The sequence below is a fragment of the Micromonospora sp. WMMD736 genome, from assembly GCF_049179015.1.
Classification (GTDB): domain Bacteria; phylum Actinomycetota; class Actinomycetes; order Mycobacteriales; family Micromonosporaceae; genus Micromonospora.
Genome location: NZ_JBMHMI010000001.1, coordinates 172,700 through 191,975 on the forward strand (window position 1 = coordinate 172,700; position 19,276 = coordinate 191,975).

Here is a 19,276-nt window from a genome sequence, read left to right on the forward strand (position 1 = left end):
CATCCAGCTAGGGGTACCAGTAATGGAGAACACTTCCGATTCGTTGGTCGAGGCGCTCCGCGCGTCTCTGATCGAGAACGAGCGGCTGCGGCGGCAGACCCAGGAGATGGCGGACGCAGCCCGCGAGCCCCTGGCCGTCGTGGGCATGGCCTGTCGACTGCCCGGTGACGTCAGCACCCCCGAGGATCTGTGGCGACTCGTCACCGACGGCGAGGACGCGGTCGGACCGTTCCCCGCCGACCGGGGGTGGGACATCGACGCGATCTACGACCCGGAGCCGGGTCGGCCACGCCGCTCCTACGTGCGAGAGGGTGGGTTCCTCCACGACGCCGCGGATTTCGACGCCGCCTTCTTCGGCATATCCCCGCGCGAGGCGCTGACCATGGATCCTCAGCAGCGGCTGCTGCTGGAGTGTTCCTGGGAGGCGCTGGAACGCGCCGGAATCGATCCCAAATCCCTGGCCGGGAGCCGTACCGGCGTCTTCGTCGGGCTGATGTACCACGACTACCTGGGCAACACCAGCTCCGGCAGCGTCGCCTCGGGCCGGATCTCGTACACCCTGGGCCTGGAAGGCCCGGCGATGACGGTCGACACCGCGTGCTCGTCCTCGCTGGTGGCCCTGCACGCGGCGGGGACGGCGTTGCGCCAGGGCGAATGCGCGTTGGCGCTGGTCGGTGGCGCGACGGTGATGGCCACTCCGCAGGTCTTCGTCGAGACCTCGCAACAGCGGATGCTGGCGCCCGACGGTCGCTGCAAGTCGTACGCGGCAGCGGCCGACGGGGTCGGCTGGGCCGAGGGCGCGGGCGTGGTGGTCGTGGAGCGACTCTCCGAGGCGCGGCGGCTGGGGCACCGGGTACTCGGCGTGATCCGCGGGTCGGCGATCAACCAGGACGGGGCGAGCAGCGGACTGACCGCGCCGAACGGCCCCGCACAACAGCGGCTGATCCGCCAGGCGCTGGCCAACGCGGGCCTCACGACGGCCGACGTGGACGTGGTGGAGGGACACGGCACCGGTACCACCCTCGGCGACCCGATCGAGGCGCAGGCGTTGCTCGCCACGTATGGCGCGGACCGGCCGACCGATCGGCCGCTGTTGCTCGGCGCGCTGAAGTCCAACATCGGGCACACCCAGGCCGCGGCGGGCATCGCCGGTCTGATCAAGATGGTGCTGGCCATGCGCCGTGGCATCGTGCCGAGCACCCTGCACCTGGACGCCCCGAGCCCACAGGTCGACTGGACGGCGGGCGCCGTCGAGTTGGTGACGAAGACCCGACCGTGGCCAGACACCGACCGTCCGCGCCGGGCTGCCGTCTCCTCGTTCGGCCTGAGCGGCACCAACGCTCACGTCATCCTCGAACAGGCACCCGAGCCGCCGGCGGTCGAGCAGCCGCCGGCCGTGCCGGGGGTGGCGACGCCGTGGGTGGTTTCCGCTCGGTCGGCCGTCGCGCTGCGCGCCCAGGCAGCCCGGCTGCTGTCGTACGTGGCGTCGGACCCGGAGCTACGCACCCCGGACCTGGCCCGCGCCTTGGTCAGGCGCACACCCTTCGAGCACCGCGCGGTGGTCGTCGGCCGTCGGCCGGACGACCTCATCGCCGGGTTGCAGGCGGTGGCCCGGGGGGTGGATGCGGCCGGCGTGGCCCGGGGCACCGGCCGGGCCGGCCGTCGGGTGGTCTTCGTCTTCCCCGGACACGGGTCACAGTGGGCGCGGATGGCCGTGGACCTGCTGGCCACCGAGCCGGTCTTCGCGCGCCAGATGGCCGCCTGTGACGCGGCCCTGCGGGAGCACCTGGACTGGTCGGTCATCGACGTGTTGGGTGAGGCACCCGGCGCCCCGGAGCTCGCCGGGGTGGACGTCGTTCAGCCGGCGCTCTTCGCCGTGATGGTGTCGCTCGCCGCCCTGTGGCGCTCGTACGGCGTGGAGCCGGACGCGGTGCTGGGGCACAGCCAGGGCGAGATCGCCGCCGCCTGCGTGGCCGGCGCGCTCAGCCTCCCCGACGCCGCTCGAGTGGCGGCACTGCGTAGCCGGGCCATCGCCCGGGTGATGGAGGGCCACGGTGGGATGGCCGTGGTCTCCGATACCGAGGAGGCGGTCACCGAGCTTCTCGGCCGCTGGTCCGGACGGCTCGTGGTGGCCTCGGTGAACGGACCGTCCTCGATCCTGGTGTCGGGCGATGCCGATGCGATCGACGAACTGGTCGCCGCCGACGGTGTCGACGGACCACGGGTTCGCCGGGTCGCTGCCGCGTACGCGCCGCACTCGCCGCACGTGGACGGCATCCGCGCCGCCCTCCTGGCCGACCTGGCTGAGGTCCGCCCTGGGCGGGCGACGGTGCCGGTCTTCTCGTCGGTCACCGGAGAGTGGCTCGACACCACCGTCATGGACGCCGAGTACTGGTTCCGGGTACTGCGCGGCCCGGTCCGGCTGACGTCGGCCGCGACCGCCCTGCGCAAGCAGGGCTTCGACACGTTCATCGAGGTCAGTCCCCACCCGGTGCTCGCCACCGAGGTGCAGGAGACGCTGGAGGCGGTCGGTGACCCGTTCGCCGCGCTCGGCACGCTCCGGCGCGGCCAGGGCGACCGTGACCGGTTGCTGACGTCATTGGGGGAAGCGTTCGTCGCGGGCGTGCGGCTGGACTGGGAAAGCGTCCTGCCCGCCGGTGACGGCGCAGCCGTCGACCTACCGACGTACGCCTTCCAGCGGCAGAGGTTCTGGATCGACACCGTCGCGCCGGGCGTCGCACCCGGCGACGAGGATCCGTTCGCCGGCCTTCCGGCAGCGGACGAGGCCAACGCCGACACCCGCGAGCTCCTGCTCACCGGCGACGAACAGGCCCGGCGAACAGCGGCCAGGGGCCTGGTCGTCGGAGTGGTGGCCAGCGTGCTCGGCTACCGGTCGCCGGAGGAGATCGGACCGGACGACGGCTTCCTCGGCCTCGGGATCGACTCGCTGACCGCCCTGGAGGTCCGCAACCGGCTCAACCGGGCGATCGGGCTCACGCTGCCGGTGAGCATGGTCTTCGATCAGGCCACGCCGGCCGCGCTCGCCGACTTCGTACTCGCGCAGCTCGCCACGTCCGACGGGGGTGACGACGAGGGCGCGGAGCTGCTCCGTATCGCCCGGCGACGGCGGGAGGCGGCGGACCCGGACGAGCAGATCGTCCTCTCCTTCGCCCAGCAGCGGCTCTGGACGCTCGACCAGCTGGTACCGGACAGCCACGCGTACAACGCCGCCTTCGCACTGACGCTGGACGGTCCGATCCGGCCAGATGCCGTCGAGCTGGCCGTCAACGAGATCGTCCGGCGGCACGAGGTGCTGCGGACCACGTTCCCCAGCCGGGACGGTCAACCCTGGCAGCGCATCACGCCGCACCTCACCGTGCCGGTGCCGGTGGTCGATCTCGCCGGCCTGCCGCCCGGCGAACGGGAGACCGAGTGCGAGCGCCTGATCAGGGTGGAGTCGCGCAAGACGTTCGACCTGGCCGAGGGGCCGCTCCTGCGGGTCGTCCTGTACCGGCTCGGCCCCACCGAGCACCGGATGCTCGTCACCGTGCACCACATCGTGGTGGACGTGTGGTCCGGCGGCATATTCGCCCGGGAACTGGCGATCGCCTACGACGCGTTCGTCGACGGCCGCCGCCCGGTGCTGCCGGAGCTGACGGTTCAGTACGCCGACTACGCGATCTGGGAACGACGTCGGCTCGGCGGTGACCGGCTCGGTGCCCGGCTGGCGCAGTGGCGTGAGCTGCTCGGCGGGTCGGCCGGGGTGGAGCTGCTGACCGACCGGCCCCGACCCGCGGTGCAGCAGTTCAGCGGCGGCAGCCTCAGCTTCGACCTCGACGCCGTCACCTCGGCGGCGCTGCGCGGATTCAGCGCCGAGCGCGGCGTGACGCTGTTCACCACGCTGCTGGCCGCGCTGAAGGCGGCGCTCTACCGGTACGCAGGCGACATGCAGGGCGCTGACGACGTGCTGATCGGCACCGCGATGGCCAACCGGCAGCACGACGCGGTGCAGAACGTCGTCGGTTTCTTCGTCAACACGGTGGTGCTGAAGACCGCGCTGGGCGACAACCCCACCGTCGCGGATCTGCTCGACCGGGTCGATCAAGCGGTCAAGCGGGCCTACGACGAGCAGGACCTTCCGTTCGAGGCCCTGCTCGCCGAGCTGGCCCCCGATCGGGGGCCCACGGCGAACCCGCTGTTCCAGGTCGTCTTCGACATGAAGCGGTACAGCGGTGACCTCCGCCCCGATGGTGCGGCCATGGACGTCGTCGAGGTGCACACCGACACCAGCAAGTTCGACATCGAGATCTCGGTCACCGAGCAGACCGACACCCTGCTGGTGGACGTCGAATACAACAGCGAGATCTTCGACCACGCAACGGTGGAGCGCCTGCTCGACGTCTACCGGACGCTGCTCGGGGCGTTCGCCGGCCCGCTCGATCGCCGGGTCTCGGACCTGCCGGTGCTGCCGCCAGCGATGGAGCGGCAGCTCCTGGTGGAGTGGAACGACACCGATGTGGCGTACCCGCTCGACCGCGCTCTGCACACGCTGATCGAGGACGCCACCGACCAGTGGCCGGACGTGGTCGCGGTGACCTTCGAGGGTACGGAGGTGACGTACGCCGAGCTGGATCGCCGGGCGAACCGCGTGGCGCACCGACTGCGCCGGATGGGCGTCGGACCGGACCAGCCCGTCGGCATCTGCGTCGAACGCTCGGTGGAGATGGTCGTCGGTCTGCTGGGCATCCTGAAGGCCGGTGGTGCCTACGTCCCGATCGACCCGACGTATCCGGCGCAGCGGGTGGCTTTCATGCTCGCCGACGCGGCACCGGGCCTGCTGCTGGTCCAGGAACGACTCGTCGACCGGTTGCCGGAACACGGCGCGGTGACGCTGCCGCTGGACCGGCCGGGGGAGTTCGACGACGAGCCGGACACCCGTCCGGACAACGTCGCCGGCATGGACGACCTCGCCTACATGATCTACACCTCCGGGTCGACGGGCCGGCCGAAGGCCGCCATGATCACACATCGTGGTGTGGTGAACCGGCTCCTGTGGATGCAGGACGCGTTCGGCCTGACCCTCGACGACCGGGTCCTGCAGAAGACCCCGTTCAGCTTCGACGTCTCGGTGTGGGAGTTCTTCTGGCCGCTGCTGACCGGTGCCCGGATGGTGGTGGCCCGGCCGGAGGGACACAAGGACCCCGAATACCTGAGCAACCTGATCCAGGAGCACGGCATCACGACGCTGCACTTCGTACCGTCGATGCTCCGGGTGTTCCTCCAGCATCCCGGCATCGAGCGGTGCACCAGCGTCGTGCGGGTGATGGCCAGCGGCGAGGCTCTGCCCCCGGCGTCGATCCGCGCGCTGTACCAGCGCTGGCCGGGCGCGACCATCCATAATCTGTGGGGTGCCACCGAGTGCTCGGTGGACAGCACCTGTTGGGAGTGCCCCCGCGATCCGAGCGTGGTGTCGCTCGGGCCGCCGATCGCCAACACCCAGACCTACATTCTCGACCGGCACCTGAACCCGGTGCCGATCGGCACACCCGGCGAGGCGTACATCGGCGGCATCGGCGTCGCCCGAGGCTACTACCGCCGGCCTGAACTGACCGAACAGCGCTTCCTGCCGGACCCGTTCCGCCCTGACCTCGCCACCCCCCTCTACAAGACCGGCGATCTGGCCCGGTTCCTGCCCGACGGCACGATGGTGTTCCTCGGCCGGACGGACTTCCAGGTCAAGGTACGCGGAATGCGAATCGAGCTGGAGGAGATCGAGACGGCGCTGGCCGGGCACCCGGCCGTCGACGAAGTGGTGGTGCTGGCCCGGGAGCTGCCACACGACGCCGAGGACAAGCAGCTCGTGGCGTACGTCATCCCGGCCGAGGGGGCCACCGCGCCGGAGGCGTCCGCCGAGGATCGGGTGGCGCAGTGGCAGAACCTGTTCGACCAGAGCTACGGACGCGACACCGCCGTCGCCGAAACCGACTTCAACATCGTCGGGTGGACCAGCAGCTACACGGACGAACCGATTCCCGAAGCGGAGATGCGGATCTGGCTGGACTCGACGATCGACCGCATCCTCTCCCTGACGCCGCGCCGGGTCCTGGAGATCGGCTGCGGCACGGGCATGCTGCTCGCCCGGATCGCGCCGCACGCCGAGGCGTACCGAGGCACTGACATCTCGGGCACCGTGCTCGACTACGTCCGTCAGAATCTGGTGCCCGGCCTTTCCGCAGGGGCCGACATCCAGCTGTTGCAGCGGGACGCCAACGACTTCACCGGTCTGACGGACGAGCGGTTCGACGTGGTCGTGGTGAACTCCGTGGCCCAGTACTTTCCCGACCCCGGCTATCTGCGTGAGGTGATCGGCCAGGCGGTGACCCGGGTCCGCCCGGGTGGGGCGGTCTTCCTGGGGGACCTGCGGCACCTGCCGACCCTGGAGGCCTTCCACGTCGAGGTCGAGCTGGCGCGCGCCGAGCCGGGTCTGACCCTCGGCCGCCTTCGCGGTCGGGTGCAACAGCGCACCCAGCACGAGCGAGAGCTCGTGGTGGCACCCGAGTACTTCACCGCGCTACGAGAAGAGGTGCCCGGCATCTCAAGGGTCGAGCTGATGCTCAAGCGCGGCGATCACCACAACGAGCTGACCCGTTACCGCTACGACGTGGTCCTGCACGTCGGGGATCCGGCCGCAGGGTCCGTCGAGCCGCGACGTACGACGTGGACGTCGGTTGATCAGGTCCGCCGGCTGCTCACCGGGGAGAGGCCCGAGGCGTTGCGGGTGGAGGACGTCCCGAACGCCCGGCTTGCCGACATCAACGGCCTCCGGGAGGCCGTGCGGGACGCTGCCGACGACCGGCTGGTGTCCGATCTGCGGCATGAGCCGGCCGACGGGGTGGAGCCCGAGACGTGGTGGGCACTCGCCGACGAGCTGGGCTACCTGGCCGACATCGCCTGGGTCGGCGGTGCCGACGACGGCCGCTACCGGGTGACGTTCCGGCGGCCCGGGTCGGCGTACGTCGCTGACTGGGCCGACCCGGTGGCGCCCGGACGCACGTCGCGGCATTACACCAACAACCCCCGACTGCTCGAACTGAGCCGGTGGTTGAGCGTCGACATTCCGCGCTTCGTCCGGGACAGCCTGCCCGACTACATGCTGCCGTCGGCCGTCGTCGCCGTCGCGGAGTTCCCGACCGACGCCAACGGCAAACTCGACCGGCGTGCGCTACCGATGCCGGTGCGGGCCCTGCACGGCGCCGGTGAGGTGGTGCGACCGCGTACGGAGGTGGAGCAGCAACTCGCCGCGATCTGGGGCGACGTGCTCGGCCTGGAGGAGGTGAGTGTCGACAGCGGTTTCTTCGCTCTTGGCGGCGATTCCCTGCTCGGAATCCAGATGGTCAGCCGGGCCAACGCCCGGGGGATGGCGCTCAGCCCGCAGGACGTGTTCCAGAGCCCCACCATCGCGGAGTTGGCGGAGATCGTCGGCCGCCGTGAGTCGGTGCCGACGGAGGCGGTCGTCGATCGGGACCCGGCGCTGATCGAGTGGGCCCAGGCCCACTTCCCGGACGCGGAGGACGCCTACCCGACCACCGGCACGCAGCAGCGCATGCTGGAAACCTCCCGGCGGTACCCGAACCTCGGGTTGAACATCACCCATCAGCGGTTCCGGTTCAGCGACGCGAACCTCGACCCGGACGCGCTGCAGCGGGCCTGGCAGCACACCATCGACCGTTTTCAGTCGATGCGGGCCAGTTACGAGCGGCACGACAGCGGCCGCTGGATCCAGGTAGTCCATCGAGACGTCCGACTGCCGATCGAACGGTTCGACCTGCGCGGCATCTCCGAGACCGAGCAGCACCGGCGGATCGAGACGTACGTGGAGGCGCTGCGACGGCGTGGATTCGACGGGTCGCCCCCGCAGATGCGGCTGGCGCTGTTCCGCCTCGAGGACGACGTCTGGGAGCACATCCACATGTTCAGCCTCCCGGCGCAGGACGGCTGGAGCTACCAGATCATGGTCGTCAACCTGTTGGACGCGTACGGCGCGATACTGGCGGGCCGCGAGCCTGTCGCGTTGCCCGTCTCCCGGGTGTACGGCGACTTCTGCACGGAGCAGGCGCAGCGGGACACCGCGTCCGTCGATGCCTTCTGGCGGCGTGAACTCGCTGCCGTACCGTTCCCGCTGGCCCCCGCCACGCTGCCTCCGGCCGAGCGGGACACCGAGCTGGTGCCGACGCTGCTACAGGACACGGTGCATGTCAGCACCGAGGTGTCGCAGCGGCTGAGCGGGTTGGCCGCCGAATCCGGAATCAGCCTGAACACCGTGCTGCACGGTGCCTGGACGCTCATGCTCAGCGTCATCACGGCGTCCGCGGACGTCGTGTGCGGCGCGGTCTACTCCGGCCGCAGCACCACCTCGGTCGACGTCGAGCAGGCGGTCGGCCTGATGTTCAACGTTCTTCCGGTGCGGGCCCGGGTGGAGCGATCGATGCCGCTGCTGGCCTGGCTGAACGATCTCCACCAGCGGATCTCGACCCTCAGCGACCACGAGTACGTGACACCGGCCGCGTTGCACGAGATCACCGGTGTTCCCGTCGAGCAGCCGCTCTTCGAAAGTTACTTCGTCAGCGAGACGCTGCCGGGCTTCGGCACCAACCTGGGTCGGTTCATGTCCGTACTGGGTGCGGCGCCGGTGCAGGTCCTCGCCCAGACCGAGCACCCGCTGCGGGTCGAGGCGGCGGTGGCGTACGACAACATCTTCATCTCGATCAACCACCGGTCGGGTTTCTTCCCGCAGGGCGCGGTCGCCCGCTGGAGCCGAGCCTTCGAGAGGCTCTTGGCGGCCATCGCCGCAGATCCGGAGCGCCCGGTGGGTGACCTCCTTCCCAACCTCGCCGAACCGCAGGAGTAGACCGATGGACCCACTGGGTGAAGCCGTGATCGCCGGAGCCTCGCCGGAGACGTTGGCTGCGGTGCCGGTACCGGACCGCTATCTCGCCGCGCACCTGCGCGTCGAGGACGTCGACATGTTCACCGGCGTCGAGGACAAGGACGTCCGCAAGTCCCTGCGGGTCGGCGAGGTGCCGATGCCGGAGTTGGCTCCGGACGAGGTGCTGGTTGCCGTGCTGGCCAGCTCGATCAACTACAACACCGTGTGGTCGGCGATGTTCGAGCCGCTGCCGTCGTTCGGTTTCCTCAAGCGGTTCGCCGCCACCGGCGGCTTCGCCCAACGCCACGACCAGCCGTACCAGGTGGTCGGCTCGGACGGCGCCGGGGTCGTGGTGCGCGTCGGCGTCGGGGTACGACACTGGCGGGTCGGCGACCACGTGGTGATCAGCCCCGCCTACGTCGATGACCAGGAACCCGCCACCCACGCGGACGGGATGATGGGCACGGAACAGCGGGCGTGGGGCTTCGAGACCAACTTTGGAGGGCTCGCCCACTACACCGTCGTCCGGGCCACCCAGCTGCTGCCCAAGCCCGCCCACCTCACCTGGGAGGAAGCCGCCTCGGTGACGTTGTGTGCCGGCACCGCGTACCGGATGCTGGTGAGCCGGCAGGGCGCGGCCATGAAGCAGGGCGACATCGTGCTGATCTGGGGTGCCACCGGCGGCCTCGGAGCATATGCGGTGCAGATGGTGAAGAACGGCGGCGGCATTCCGGTCGGAGTGGTCAGTTCCCCGGCGAAGGCCGAGCTGCTCGGCCGGCTCGGCTGCGACATCGTCGTCGACCGCGAGGAGCTGGGCCTGGGCCGGGCGGAGAGCGGGCCGACGGAGTTGGTTGCCGCCGGCAAGCGCCTCGGCCGGATCATCCGGGAGAGGGCGGGCGGTGACCCGCACATCGTGTTCGACTACGTGGGCAGAGCGACCTTCGGCCTGTCGGTGTTCCTGGTCCGTCGCGGCGGGGTCGTGGTGACCTGCGGCTCCAGCACCGGCTATCAACACCAGTACGACAACCGTTACCTGTGGATGAACCTGAAACGGGTGATCGGCAGCCACGTGGCCAACCTCCAAGAGAACGCGGAGTGCATCCGCCTGTTCGACCGGGGTCATTTGTCGCCGGCGCTCTCCCGCTCATACCGCCTCTCCGAGGTGGGAGAGGCTGCTCGGCTGGTGCAGACCAACTCGCACCTCGGCAAGGTGGGCGTGCTGTGCCTCGCGCCCGAGCCGGGCCTCGGTGTCACCGACCGGGCGGCCCGGGAGCGGATCGGCGACGAGCGGCTCAACCCGCTGCGCCTCGTGGCCACCTCGGAGGCGTCGTGAAGGCCGTCGGCACGGGCATCCTCGGCACGGGGTCGTACCTGCCGAAGCAGGAGGTGACCAGCGTCGAGCTGGCCGAGCGGGTGGGGGTCGACCCGGAATGGATCGAGCGCAAGACGCAGATCGGCTCGCGGCGATACGCTGCCCCGGACGAGGCCACCTCGGACCTGGCGGTACGGGCCGCCGAGCGGGCGCTGACGCAGAGCGGGTTGTCGGCGGACCGGGTGGACTACGTCATCGTCTCCACCTCGACCGGTGACTCGCCCCAGCCGCCCACCTCGTACATCGTGCAGGACGCGCTCGGCGCCACGCGGGCCGCGTGCTTCGACGTCAACGTGGTGTGCAGCGGCTTCGTCTACGCGTTGGCGCTCGCGCACAGCCTGCTGGCGTCGGGCGGGGGCCGGTACGCGCTGGTGATCGGGGCGGACGTGTACTCCCGGTCGCTGGACTTCGACGACCGCCGTACCGCCGTCCTGCTCGGTGACGGGGCGGGCGCGGCGGTGGTGGGTCCCGCACCCGAGGGGACCGGCTTCCTCGCGTTCGACCTGTCCAGCTTCGGGTCCGCACAGGGCCTGATCAAGGTGGTGGCCGGCGGCAGCCGGCTGCCGGCGTCGGCGGAGACGGTGGCCGACGGTGGCCACTTCTTCCGGATGGATGGCCGCGGGGTGCGCGACTTCGTCTTCGAGCATGTCCCGCCCGCCCTGCGGGGCCTGGCCGAGCGGGCCGGCGTCGGCCTGCACGACGTCGACCACTTCGTGCCGCATCAGCCGAACGGGGTCCTGCTCAGCGAACTGGTTCAGCGGTGCGGCCTGGCCGGGGCGCACACCTGCCGGACCCTGGAGCGGTACGGCAACGTGGGCAGCGCGTCGGTCCCGGTGACGCTGGACGATGCCAACCGCGCGGGTCGGCTGCGCCCGGGTGACCTTGTCCTGCTCGCGGGCTTCGGTGGCGGAATGAGCCTCGGGGCGAGCCTGCTTCGATGGGGTCCAGTGTCGACGTGAGCGCACCGCAGGCAAAATCCGTAACGGCGCAATGCGCTGCCTGAGCGACGACTGTGATCGGTGTGCCCGCCACCGGACCGCTGCCCTGAATCACGCTTCCCAGAAGCGGATCTCGCCGATCAGCAGGCTGCTAAGCCGCAGCAGGAGAAGCAGATTTTCGATCTCGCTAGTGGGCCAGGTCTGGTCGTCGCCCACAGCGTCGACGGCGATGACGAGGTGTAGAGCGTTGCTGACGACGGCCAGCCGCTCGATGTCACGCCAGGGAACGGATGATGTCGCTCCGTGCCAGAGGTGCTCGCTGTCGATCTGGACGGGACCGAAATCCAATCTCGCCCCGTCTCGGACCATCGCCCGGCACACGGGCAGCCACAGGGTCGTGAACACCTCCTCGACGACAGCGCCCAGCTGGTCCAGTTGGAGCAGGTGCGGGGGCAGAGTTGCAGTCGAGCCGTCGGCAAGCCGCAGCTCGTACCGGTGCCTCGACAGCGAGTCCCGACGGTGCCGGGTGCGGTCGCAAATGCGAATGCCGGTGATATCCCCCCAGGCGACCGTTGCGGACGCACCGCGACGGCCGCCGATGATGAGGAAATCCTCATACACCACGACGTATTCGTAGCTTCGGGACACGCAGCGCAGGAGAAGGCGCACGCCCGCCAACGTGAGTACCGCGCCCACAAGGGCGAACAGAGTGAAGGCCAGGATGTTCCCGTCTCTCTCCCACGGTCCATCCGTGAAGTACGGGCTGCCGCTTCGCGTCGGGACGCTGACGAGCCAGGCGAAGAAGCAGAACACACATGCGAGGAAGAAGAGGGTCAGCGCACCCCAGAGGTCCGCCGAGAGGTAGACGTCGTAGCGCACCACTTGTTCAGAGGATCGGCTCGGATCGCTGTTGTCCGCGTTGGAAGACGATTCGGCGGGCTCTCCCGGGGGTGGCTTGAGTCCGGCGAGAATGGAGGCCGCCAGGTGATGAACGACCGAGGAGCCGCCGTGGTCAATGCGGGACGGACCGTCGGCGGCGACCGGAGGGCGTTCGACCCGGGTGTGATTGGCCCACCCCGCGGTGACCCTCTCCCAGGGGTCGGCATCCGGCTCTGACGCCGGTTCGCTAGCCGTGGTGGGTTCGTGAGGCGTGGTCGACGGAGTGTGCGCGCTGTCTGGTTCTTGGGCCGGGCCGCTGTGACTGTCGGATCGGGGCGGACCTTCGTCCTGTCGGTGCCGGTCGTAGTCGTCCCGGCAGGTCGTGAGGACGTGCAGCGCATAGCTGAGCAGCTTGGCGTGCTCCTCGACGCCGCCCACGTCGGGGTGCGCGGTGCGCATCGCGGTTCGGTACGCCCGGCGGATCTGCTCGAGCGGCGCGTCGGGAGGTACGCCGAGCAACTTGTAAGGATCCTGACCGTCGAGGAGGGCGAACCGATGTGCCCCGGTCATCGTCCGATGCGGCGGGTGACGCTGGCCCGCCCACAGGTCAGCGACCAGTGTGCGGTGTGTTCGTTGTGACCCACGGGGATGACCCGGGTGCCGGTGGCCATTGTGACGTGGCGGGCACCGGCGAGGACAATGGCGAAGAAGTCGAGTTGGTGGTCGCTGCCCTCGTAGTGGAAGGTGCCACGTAGCACCGGATGATCGCGGGTGAACGGGGCCCTCAGCAGCAGCTGGGCCTCGGGCGGAAGGTTGCCCAACCGGTCGGCCGTCCACGCGTCCAGCCCTGGGACGTCCACCTGTGGCGGCGGCGGGGCAGGCTGGCGGGCCCCGGGGAAAGCTACACCGGCGGCTTCGGGCCTGTGCACCACGGCCACCTGCCGCAACGAACCGCTGTCGAGCTGGTAGCAGCTCACCGAGTAGACCGGCTTGTAGGCGGCATCGAGTCGGGGATCGGCGAAGCAGACGCCCGCAGCGCCGAGCAGCACCGCGGCCGGCCGGTTGTCATCCGGTCCGCCGGTGTCGCCCGTACCCCTGCAGAAGGCCCACCATTCGATCCGGTCGCCGGCTAGCTCGATCATGCGGTCGGCGACGCGGCGGGGCAGGCGACGCCAGCACTCCTGGCGCGACGGGCCAGGCCCGAACCTGAGCCCGGTGACGACCTGACGGATCGACGACGCCGGTCCGGTTCGTCGGGTCGGCAGCCGATTGCTGTGACTCTCCACCGCCCGACCGCCGTCGGCCGCTACGGGCAGCGGGCTGGCGACTGGCAGCGGGCCGGTCAGGTCTGAGGAAGGATTCATGTCATCTCCGGCGGACTCGTGCTCGGTACGGGCTGTGGGCCAACGGCACGGAGCTGGTGCAGCAGATCGGCGGCCTCCAGCGGACGTCCGCAAGCGATGAGGATCTCGTGATACGTCGTGTACGTCTGCCGCAATTCCTCTGCCGCGGCTGGACTGCCGTTCGCCGCGACGGCCTCGTACACCTCAACGGCGTCCCGGATGGCGTCGATAGCTGCCGACTCCTGCCCCTGTTCGGCGTGCAGGGTGGCAACGATCAGCAGGCTTTGCGCGAGACACACGCGCTCGGCGGGAGGCATGGCGATCGCTAGTTTCCGTTCCAGCCCCAATGCCTCTAGGGCCGGGGGCAGCGCTTCCCAAGGGCGACGCAGAGACGCCGACCGTATGGCCACGTTCCGCAACGCTTTGGCCAGGGAAGGCTGGTGGGTCTTCGGGCTGCGCCCGGCCAGTTGTCGACGGATCTCGACGACCTCGCGCATCGTGGCTAGGGCCCGTTCCTGGTCGCCGCAGGCGGCCTGCCGGAGGCTGAGGTTGTTGAGGGCGATGGAGAGCCTGGGCAGGTAAGCGTCCGGCTCCAGTCGCACCAACGCGCGGTCGATGACCACCGCCTCCTCGGCGGAGCGCAGGGCGTGCGCAGTGAGACCGAGAGCGGCCTGCTGGGATGACAGCGTGTCCAGCGAGCCGCTGAGGCCGGGTCGGGCCGCCGGGGTGTGGGGACCCAGCAGGCGGTTGATGGCGACGGCCTCCTCAGCGTGGCTAAGGGCCTCATCGGTCCGGCCGAGGTCGCCCAGATGAGTAGCGAGACAGTCGAGCGCGTGGGCGAGGTTGATCTGGTGGACGTCGGGCAGCACGGCGACGAGCTGACGGAACAGCTGGACGGCTTCGTCGGTGTACGCCACCGCGCGCGCCGGATCTCCCATGGAACTGGCCAACGAACCCACGTTGATCAGGGTCTGTGCTAGGCCGGACTGGTACAGGCGCGGATTGGCCGGCGCGAGACGCCGGAAGATTCCCAACGCCTCATGCAGACAGGCCATGGCCTCCGGCCGCTCTGATGAGACCGACAACAGGTTACCGAGGTTGTTCAGCGAGGCAACGAGGTGCAGCAGGTACGCGTCTGGGTTGACGGCGACCAAGCGCCGGAATACGGCGGTGGCCTCCTGGGCGCAGGCGAGGGCGATGTCGCGCCGGTCGTTGTTCCACGCCCCGACGGCTTGCCCATGCAGCGTCACGGCCAGATTGGCCAGGTGGCTTCCCGACCGGTCGGCGGCGAGCCGGCGGTAGATTTCCAGCGCTTCGGCGACGGACGCTGACGCCTCCTGGTGTCGGCCCAACGCCGACAGTTGGACGCCATAGTTGACCAGCGTCTGGGCAAGTCCGGCCTCGTGTTCGGTGGCACCCCCGGTCAGCATCCGACGCCACAGGGCCACCGCCTCCTGCGAGCGGGCAGCCGCATCCGCGCTGCGTCCGACCTCGCCGTAACAGTGGGCCAGGACGTGCACCGCGTGCGCGAGAGTGGGCAGGATGTCCTCGCGGCTCGAACTGGGCACCGCTTGCCCGGTGGCAACCGACTCCTCGGCGGCGACGACTGCCTCCGGCAGCCGACCTGACTTGTTCAGGGTGACGGCGAGGTTCGAGAGTGCCACCAGCAGCGCCGGCAGATACTCGTCCGGGGCGGTGCGGGCCAGGTTCCGCAGAGTGGTGATGATCTCCCGGATGTGGCCAACAGCCTCCTCGATGCGGCCTGCGCCACTCAGCCGCCAGGCGTGCACCCTGAGGACGTCGGCCCGCAGAGTGGGCTCTGTGGCCGAGGTGAGGCGGTACGGCAGTAGCGCCGTGCTGATCGCGGCGGCGCCGGCATCGACGTCGGGGTGCCGTTCCCGTGGCAGTGCCGCGTCGACGAGGTCCAGGATGGCCGGGTCGACCTGCGGAATCGCGGCGATCTTCAGCAGCACCGCGCTGCCGGCCTGCCCGGCGAGCCAAGGACTCTCGCGCAGCAGCGGGTACAGGTGGCCCTCGCGTACATGGGGCCACCGCTCGGCGGCGGCGGCGAGGAAGGTCAGCCCGCGGGTGAGGAAGGTGGGCGCTCGGGCGAGGGCTGGGGCCGACCGATGTTCGTCTGGCCAGCCGGTGAGGATGGTGGTGGCGGTGTCCGGCGCCCACGCCTGGGCCGGGTAGTCGGCAGTGTGTCCGGGCAGGGTCAGGGCCAGGAAGTCCTCGGCGAGCCGATCCGGGTAGAGCGGCTCCAGAGCCGTTTCAGAGACCTGGTCGGCGGCCGGATAGCAGTACGCGTGGTCGGACACTATCCGCTCACCGTCGTCGGCGAGGGCGAGCAGGCCTAGGACGGCGGCGGCATCTGTGCGGACGATCGGCCCGGTCAGCGCGGCGGTGAACACCGTCCGGTTCATCACCGCAGGCTTGGTCTGGAACTGGTGTTCGCCGGAGGCGAACAGCCGGGCCCAATGCAGGTGTTCCCGATCTAGCAGGTAAATCGTCAGGGCTTGGACGTCGGCGGGTGGCGGCTGCCGATCGGGGCCGCCCATCGCCCACGCGTCTACCGCCACGAGAGCCGCCATGTGTACGGACAGCGTCAGCCCCATCTCTGCGGCCACGAGCGACACGGTTGGTCGGATGTGCTCTGCCCTGGCGATCCCGTACCTGCTCGCGAAGCTATCGCGCGCGACCCGAAACATCTCGGCGCGACCGTCGCCCTGCTCCGGCAAAGGAGCCAGATACTGGCTGCTCACGGCGGTCGGAGAGTTCGCTAGGGTGGCGCGCACCGACGGCCAGCTGTCGGCGCTGCGGGCCAGTAGCAGCACCCGGGCCACGACGCCGACCTGGTGCAGGAGGGCGTTGCTCAGCAGCCAGGTCAGGTGCGACAGGGGCCACTGGTCGGCGTAGTCCACCACGAGCAGGACTCCGGCAGTACCGTCCAGCCGCAGGTCCTCGCTTCCCGGTAGCGGCAGGACCGCCGCTGCGGCGTGACGGGCGATGACGCAGCGCCAGCCCAGGGCTACGGAGTCGGCAGCCAGGTGGTCGGCCAGGCGGCTCTTGCCCTGCCCGCCGGCACCGTGCAACCAGCGGACGGCAATGGGTGACTCGTCATCGCGCCACCGCCGCAGCTGCTCGATCTCGGCGTGGCGCCCGGTGAAGTCGACGACCTGCAGGCGGGCGTTGAGCATCCGGCTGGGCAGGGCACGCAGCCATGTCGAGTCGGGGTTCGGTGGTGGCCGCCAACGCTGCAGTAGGTAGACGGGACTGCCGTCGCCGAACACGTGTAGGTCAGCGCCGATCACTCCGTACGCGAAGCCCGCTGTAGCGCTGACCCGCTGGACGGCGCCGGGGTCGATGCTCATTCCCGGGGTCCGGTTGGCGGGTCGAGGGCCCCGAAGTGGTTGACGACATTGCCGAACATCGAGACGTACGCCCGCGAGTTCGGGCCGGACGCAGTAACCCGCTGCACCCACCGCTGCTGCAGCGCCGGCAATTGCCCGGCTACCTCATCAGTCAAGGCCTGCAATTGCTTGCCGACCGTCGGATCCTCCTCCAACAGGTCGGTCAACCTGGTGCACCATTGCCGTTGCAGCTGTTGTCTGACCTGCTCCCGCTCCTGCGGCGCGGCCTGCTCAACGGCGGCGGCCGTGGCTGCCAGCCGCCGGGCCAACACCTGCTCCCGGACCGGGTCACCCCTGCTCAGCACGCGCTGGAAGCCGTCGCGAGTGCTCAGCCACAAGTCCGTGGCGGCTGCCCCCACCAGAGCGGCGCTGCCCGAAGTCGCCAGGTTGAACAACCATTCTGCTTCCAAACCGACCTCCCCCAGCTGCGCCCAAGTAATTCTCTGTTACATCAGGCTTACTGAAGGTTAGCGTCTTCTGGTCCTCAGAAATCGGCGTGTTCCTGCCGGTGTCAAAAAGCCGTCCCTCTCGTGTCGACGCCAATCGAACGTTCGGGTCTGCTGTGTGTCGCGCTCTCCAGTCTCACGCTTGATGGGGACCTCCGGGCGGCGCTCTGACCTTCCAGCGTCCGGACTCAGATCCGGTCGGAGGTAGCGCTGGGCAGGTTCACTTGATCAGAGCTTCTGATCTTGCTGGTTCAGCGGGACGGTTGTTCCGTCGCGTGCAATGCGGACGGTGGCGGATCGCGAGCAGATATCCCGTGGCGTGGCCGAGTGCCTGGAGTGCAAGCGAACATCGGTGTATTGGCCCACGGGATCCGTTGGTGGTGTTGCGGGAGGCCGAGCGGCGTCGTGGCCGGCCGCCGCAGGTGGGAGCTCAGCCTACGGTGAAACCCCCGTGGTGGACGGTCTGTCTCAGCCAGTCAAGCCAGGCCACCCACAGGTCATTCTCCTCCAACTCCGCGCGCAAGCTCGGCGACGAAGCCTGATAGCAGTCGAGCGCTTCGTCGATTTCCCTCGCTCCCACCAGCCAGGGGCCGTTGCTCGTCAGCTTGAACTCTGGGATTCCGAGCATTCCGGGGATCGTCTGGGCCGATGCCGCCCGTTCGGCCGCGATGTACGCGTCGCGCCGACTCTGATCAGCAGACTGCCAGTCGTTGAAGCCCTGGAAGGGCCAGTCGGGAAAGGGCTGCGAGGCGGCGTGGTAGATCATGCCGGTGCGGCGCATACCGTCGCGGCAGTTGGCCATGCCAGCAATGTTCAGGTGGAACCGATAGGCGGCCGTGAGCGTCTCGTACTCGTTGAGGCATTGAGGAACGTGCACGCACCGGTCCCCCAGATCAGAGCACGCTTCGAAGCGCGAGCGGGCAGTGGCAGCAGGTTCGGGCAGATCAGCCCACTCAAGTTCGTAGCTCATGAGACCCCCTTCGCTGTCGCTCAACCGCCGACGCCTGGCGCCATGACATCCGGCTGAGCAGTAGTAGTCCTACGATGATGTCCATGCCCCACTGGTCGGAGAGGGTGCGCCTCGCCGAGGAGCGCGGTGACTATGACGGGGCGATCGTGGTCCTCAGCGCTGTTGCGGAGTGTTACAGCGCCGACTACGAACGCCACAACGCGCACCTTTGGCACATGGACCTGCTTGCCCGGGCTGGACGTCATGTCGAGTTGAGGGCCCTCGGCCGCCACGACGTCCATGCGCGTAGGCGGCTCAACCGGCTGTCGACGGAGGACGGACGAGTCGAGGGCCCCACCCCGGATAGTGCGCGCTCAACCCGGCCGCAGTAGCCGCCAATTCGGGTGCGGCTGAAGCGCCGTGGACCGCAAACGCGCGTGGAGCACAGCTCGGCGCTATTCCCGTTGCGACGCAGCGGACATCATCGTGATCATGGTTGCATGACCAGAACGGCGGCGGTGTCGGCGAACGGGCGAAGCTTCTGGGCCTACGACGTGAGCATCTCCTTCCTTGCGTACGAGATGCTTGTGGTGGGTCGCGAGGGCGCTCCCGGGGCGTGGTTCGACCACCTGGCCGATTCACTCGCCGCGGTGGCGACTGTCGGCGGCGATGCGGGCCTGAACCTTGAGCCAGTGGTCGAGGCCGACGCGGTGGAGCCGTTCGCGGCGATCGCGTCGGAGGCAGCCGTCCGGCTGGGCGCGCTTCGGGCGGTGACGAAGGCGGACGCTGAGCTACGGCGAATCGAAGGATGGCCGGCGATCTGGCGTGACCTCCATGGCCCATCCATGCCCACCGCCCCGATGGTGGATCTGGCGAATGCGATGATCGAACTGCTACGCGGCACGCTGCCACTACCGCCACCTGGTACCTGGTGGTATCTCGGACTGCCAGACGGTCCCAGCATGATCAGGATGAACGGCGGAGCCGCCGTGTGAGCGACCACGACGAAG

8 protein-coding genes and 1 pseudogene are annotated in these 19,276 nt (G+C 69.5%); 4 read left to right on the forward strand and 5 right to left on the reverse strand.

Translation table 11 applies throughout. From position 1 onward, the window contains the following. Positions 1-22: 22 nt before the first annotated feature. The 3 genes and pseudogenes from ACN269_RS00560 to ACN269_RS00570 form a co-directional block, all read left to right on the forward strand. Positions 23-8,818 (forward strand): annotated as a pseudogene (locus ACN269_RS00560) (amino acid adenylation domain-containing protein); the annotation flags it as partial. A 94-nt stretch (positions 8,819-8,912) separates the two neighbouring features. Continuing rightward, positions 8,913-10,259 (forward strand): crotonyl-CoA carboxylase/reductase, encoded by a 1,347-nt coding sequence (ccrA, locus tag ACN269_RS00565; RefSeq protein WP_421470440.1) that lies wholly within the window; start codon positions 8,913-8,915, stop codon positions 10,257-10,259. Further along, positions 10,256-11,257 carry a 3-oxoacyl-ACP synthase III family protein gene (locus ACN269_RS00570; protein ID WP_421470441.1) on the forward strand — a complete coding sequence of 334 codons (1,002 nt, stop codon included), beginning with the start codon at positions 10,256-10,258 and terminating at the stop codon, positions 11,255-11,257. Before ccrA ends, ACN269_RS00570 begins: the two co-directional genes overlap by 4 nt. A 90-nt stretch (positions 11,258-11,347) precedes the next feature. Here ACN269_RS00570 and ACN269_RS00575 read toward each other — a convergent pair whose 3' ends face one another. From ACN269_RS00575 to ACN269_RS00595, 5 genes are all read right to left on the reverse strand, one after another. After that, positions 11,348-12,685, reverse strand: coding sequence for a DUF6585 family protein (locus ACN269_RS00575; RefSeq protein WP_421470442.1), 1,338 nt, complete (start codon positions 12,683-12,685; stop codon positions 11,348-11,350). Further along, on the reverse strand, positions 12,682-13,479 hold the full coding sequence (locus tag ACN269_RS00580; protein WP_421470443.1) for a hypothetical protein: 798 nt from the start codon (positions 13,477-13,479) through the stop codon (positions 12,682-12,684). Before ACN269_RS00580 ends, ACN269_RS00575 begins: the two co-directional genes overlap by 4 nt. After that, complete coding sequence (locus ACN269_RS00585) at positions 13,476-16,832, reverse strand: tetratricopeptide repeat protein (protein ID WP_421470444.1); 3,357 nt, start codon at positions 16,830-16,832, stop codon at positions 13,476-13,478. The genes ACN269_RS00580 and ACN269_RS00585 overlap by 4 nt, the downstream gene beginning before the upstream one ends. Then, the gene (locus tag ACN269_RS00590) at positions 16,829-17,266 is read right to left on the reverse strand and encodes a hypothetical protein (RefSeq protein WP_421470445.1); all 438 of its coding nucleotides are present in this window, start codon (positions 17,264-17,266) and stop codon (positions 16,829-16,831) included. The genes ACN269_RS00585 and ACN269_RS00590 overlap by 4 nt, the downstream gene beginning before the upstream one ends. Before the next feature lie 481 nt (positions 17,267-17,747). Continuing rightward, on the reverse strand, positions 17,748-18,287 hold the full coding sequence (locus tag ACN269_RS00595) for a hypothetical protein (protein WP_421470446.1): 540 nt from the start codon (positions 18,285-18,287) through the stop codon (positions 17,748-17,750). 416 nt (positions 18,288-18,703) lie between these two features. Here ACN269_RS00595 and ACN269_RS00600 point away from each other — a divergent pair, with 416 nt between their 5' ends. Then, entirely contained in the window at positions 18,704-19,261 is a 558-nt protein-coding gene (locus tag ACN269_RS00600) for a hypothetical protein (RefSeq protein WP_421470447.1), read from the forward strand. Positions 19,262-19,276 lie beyond the last annotated feature (15 nt).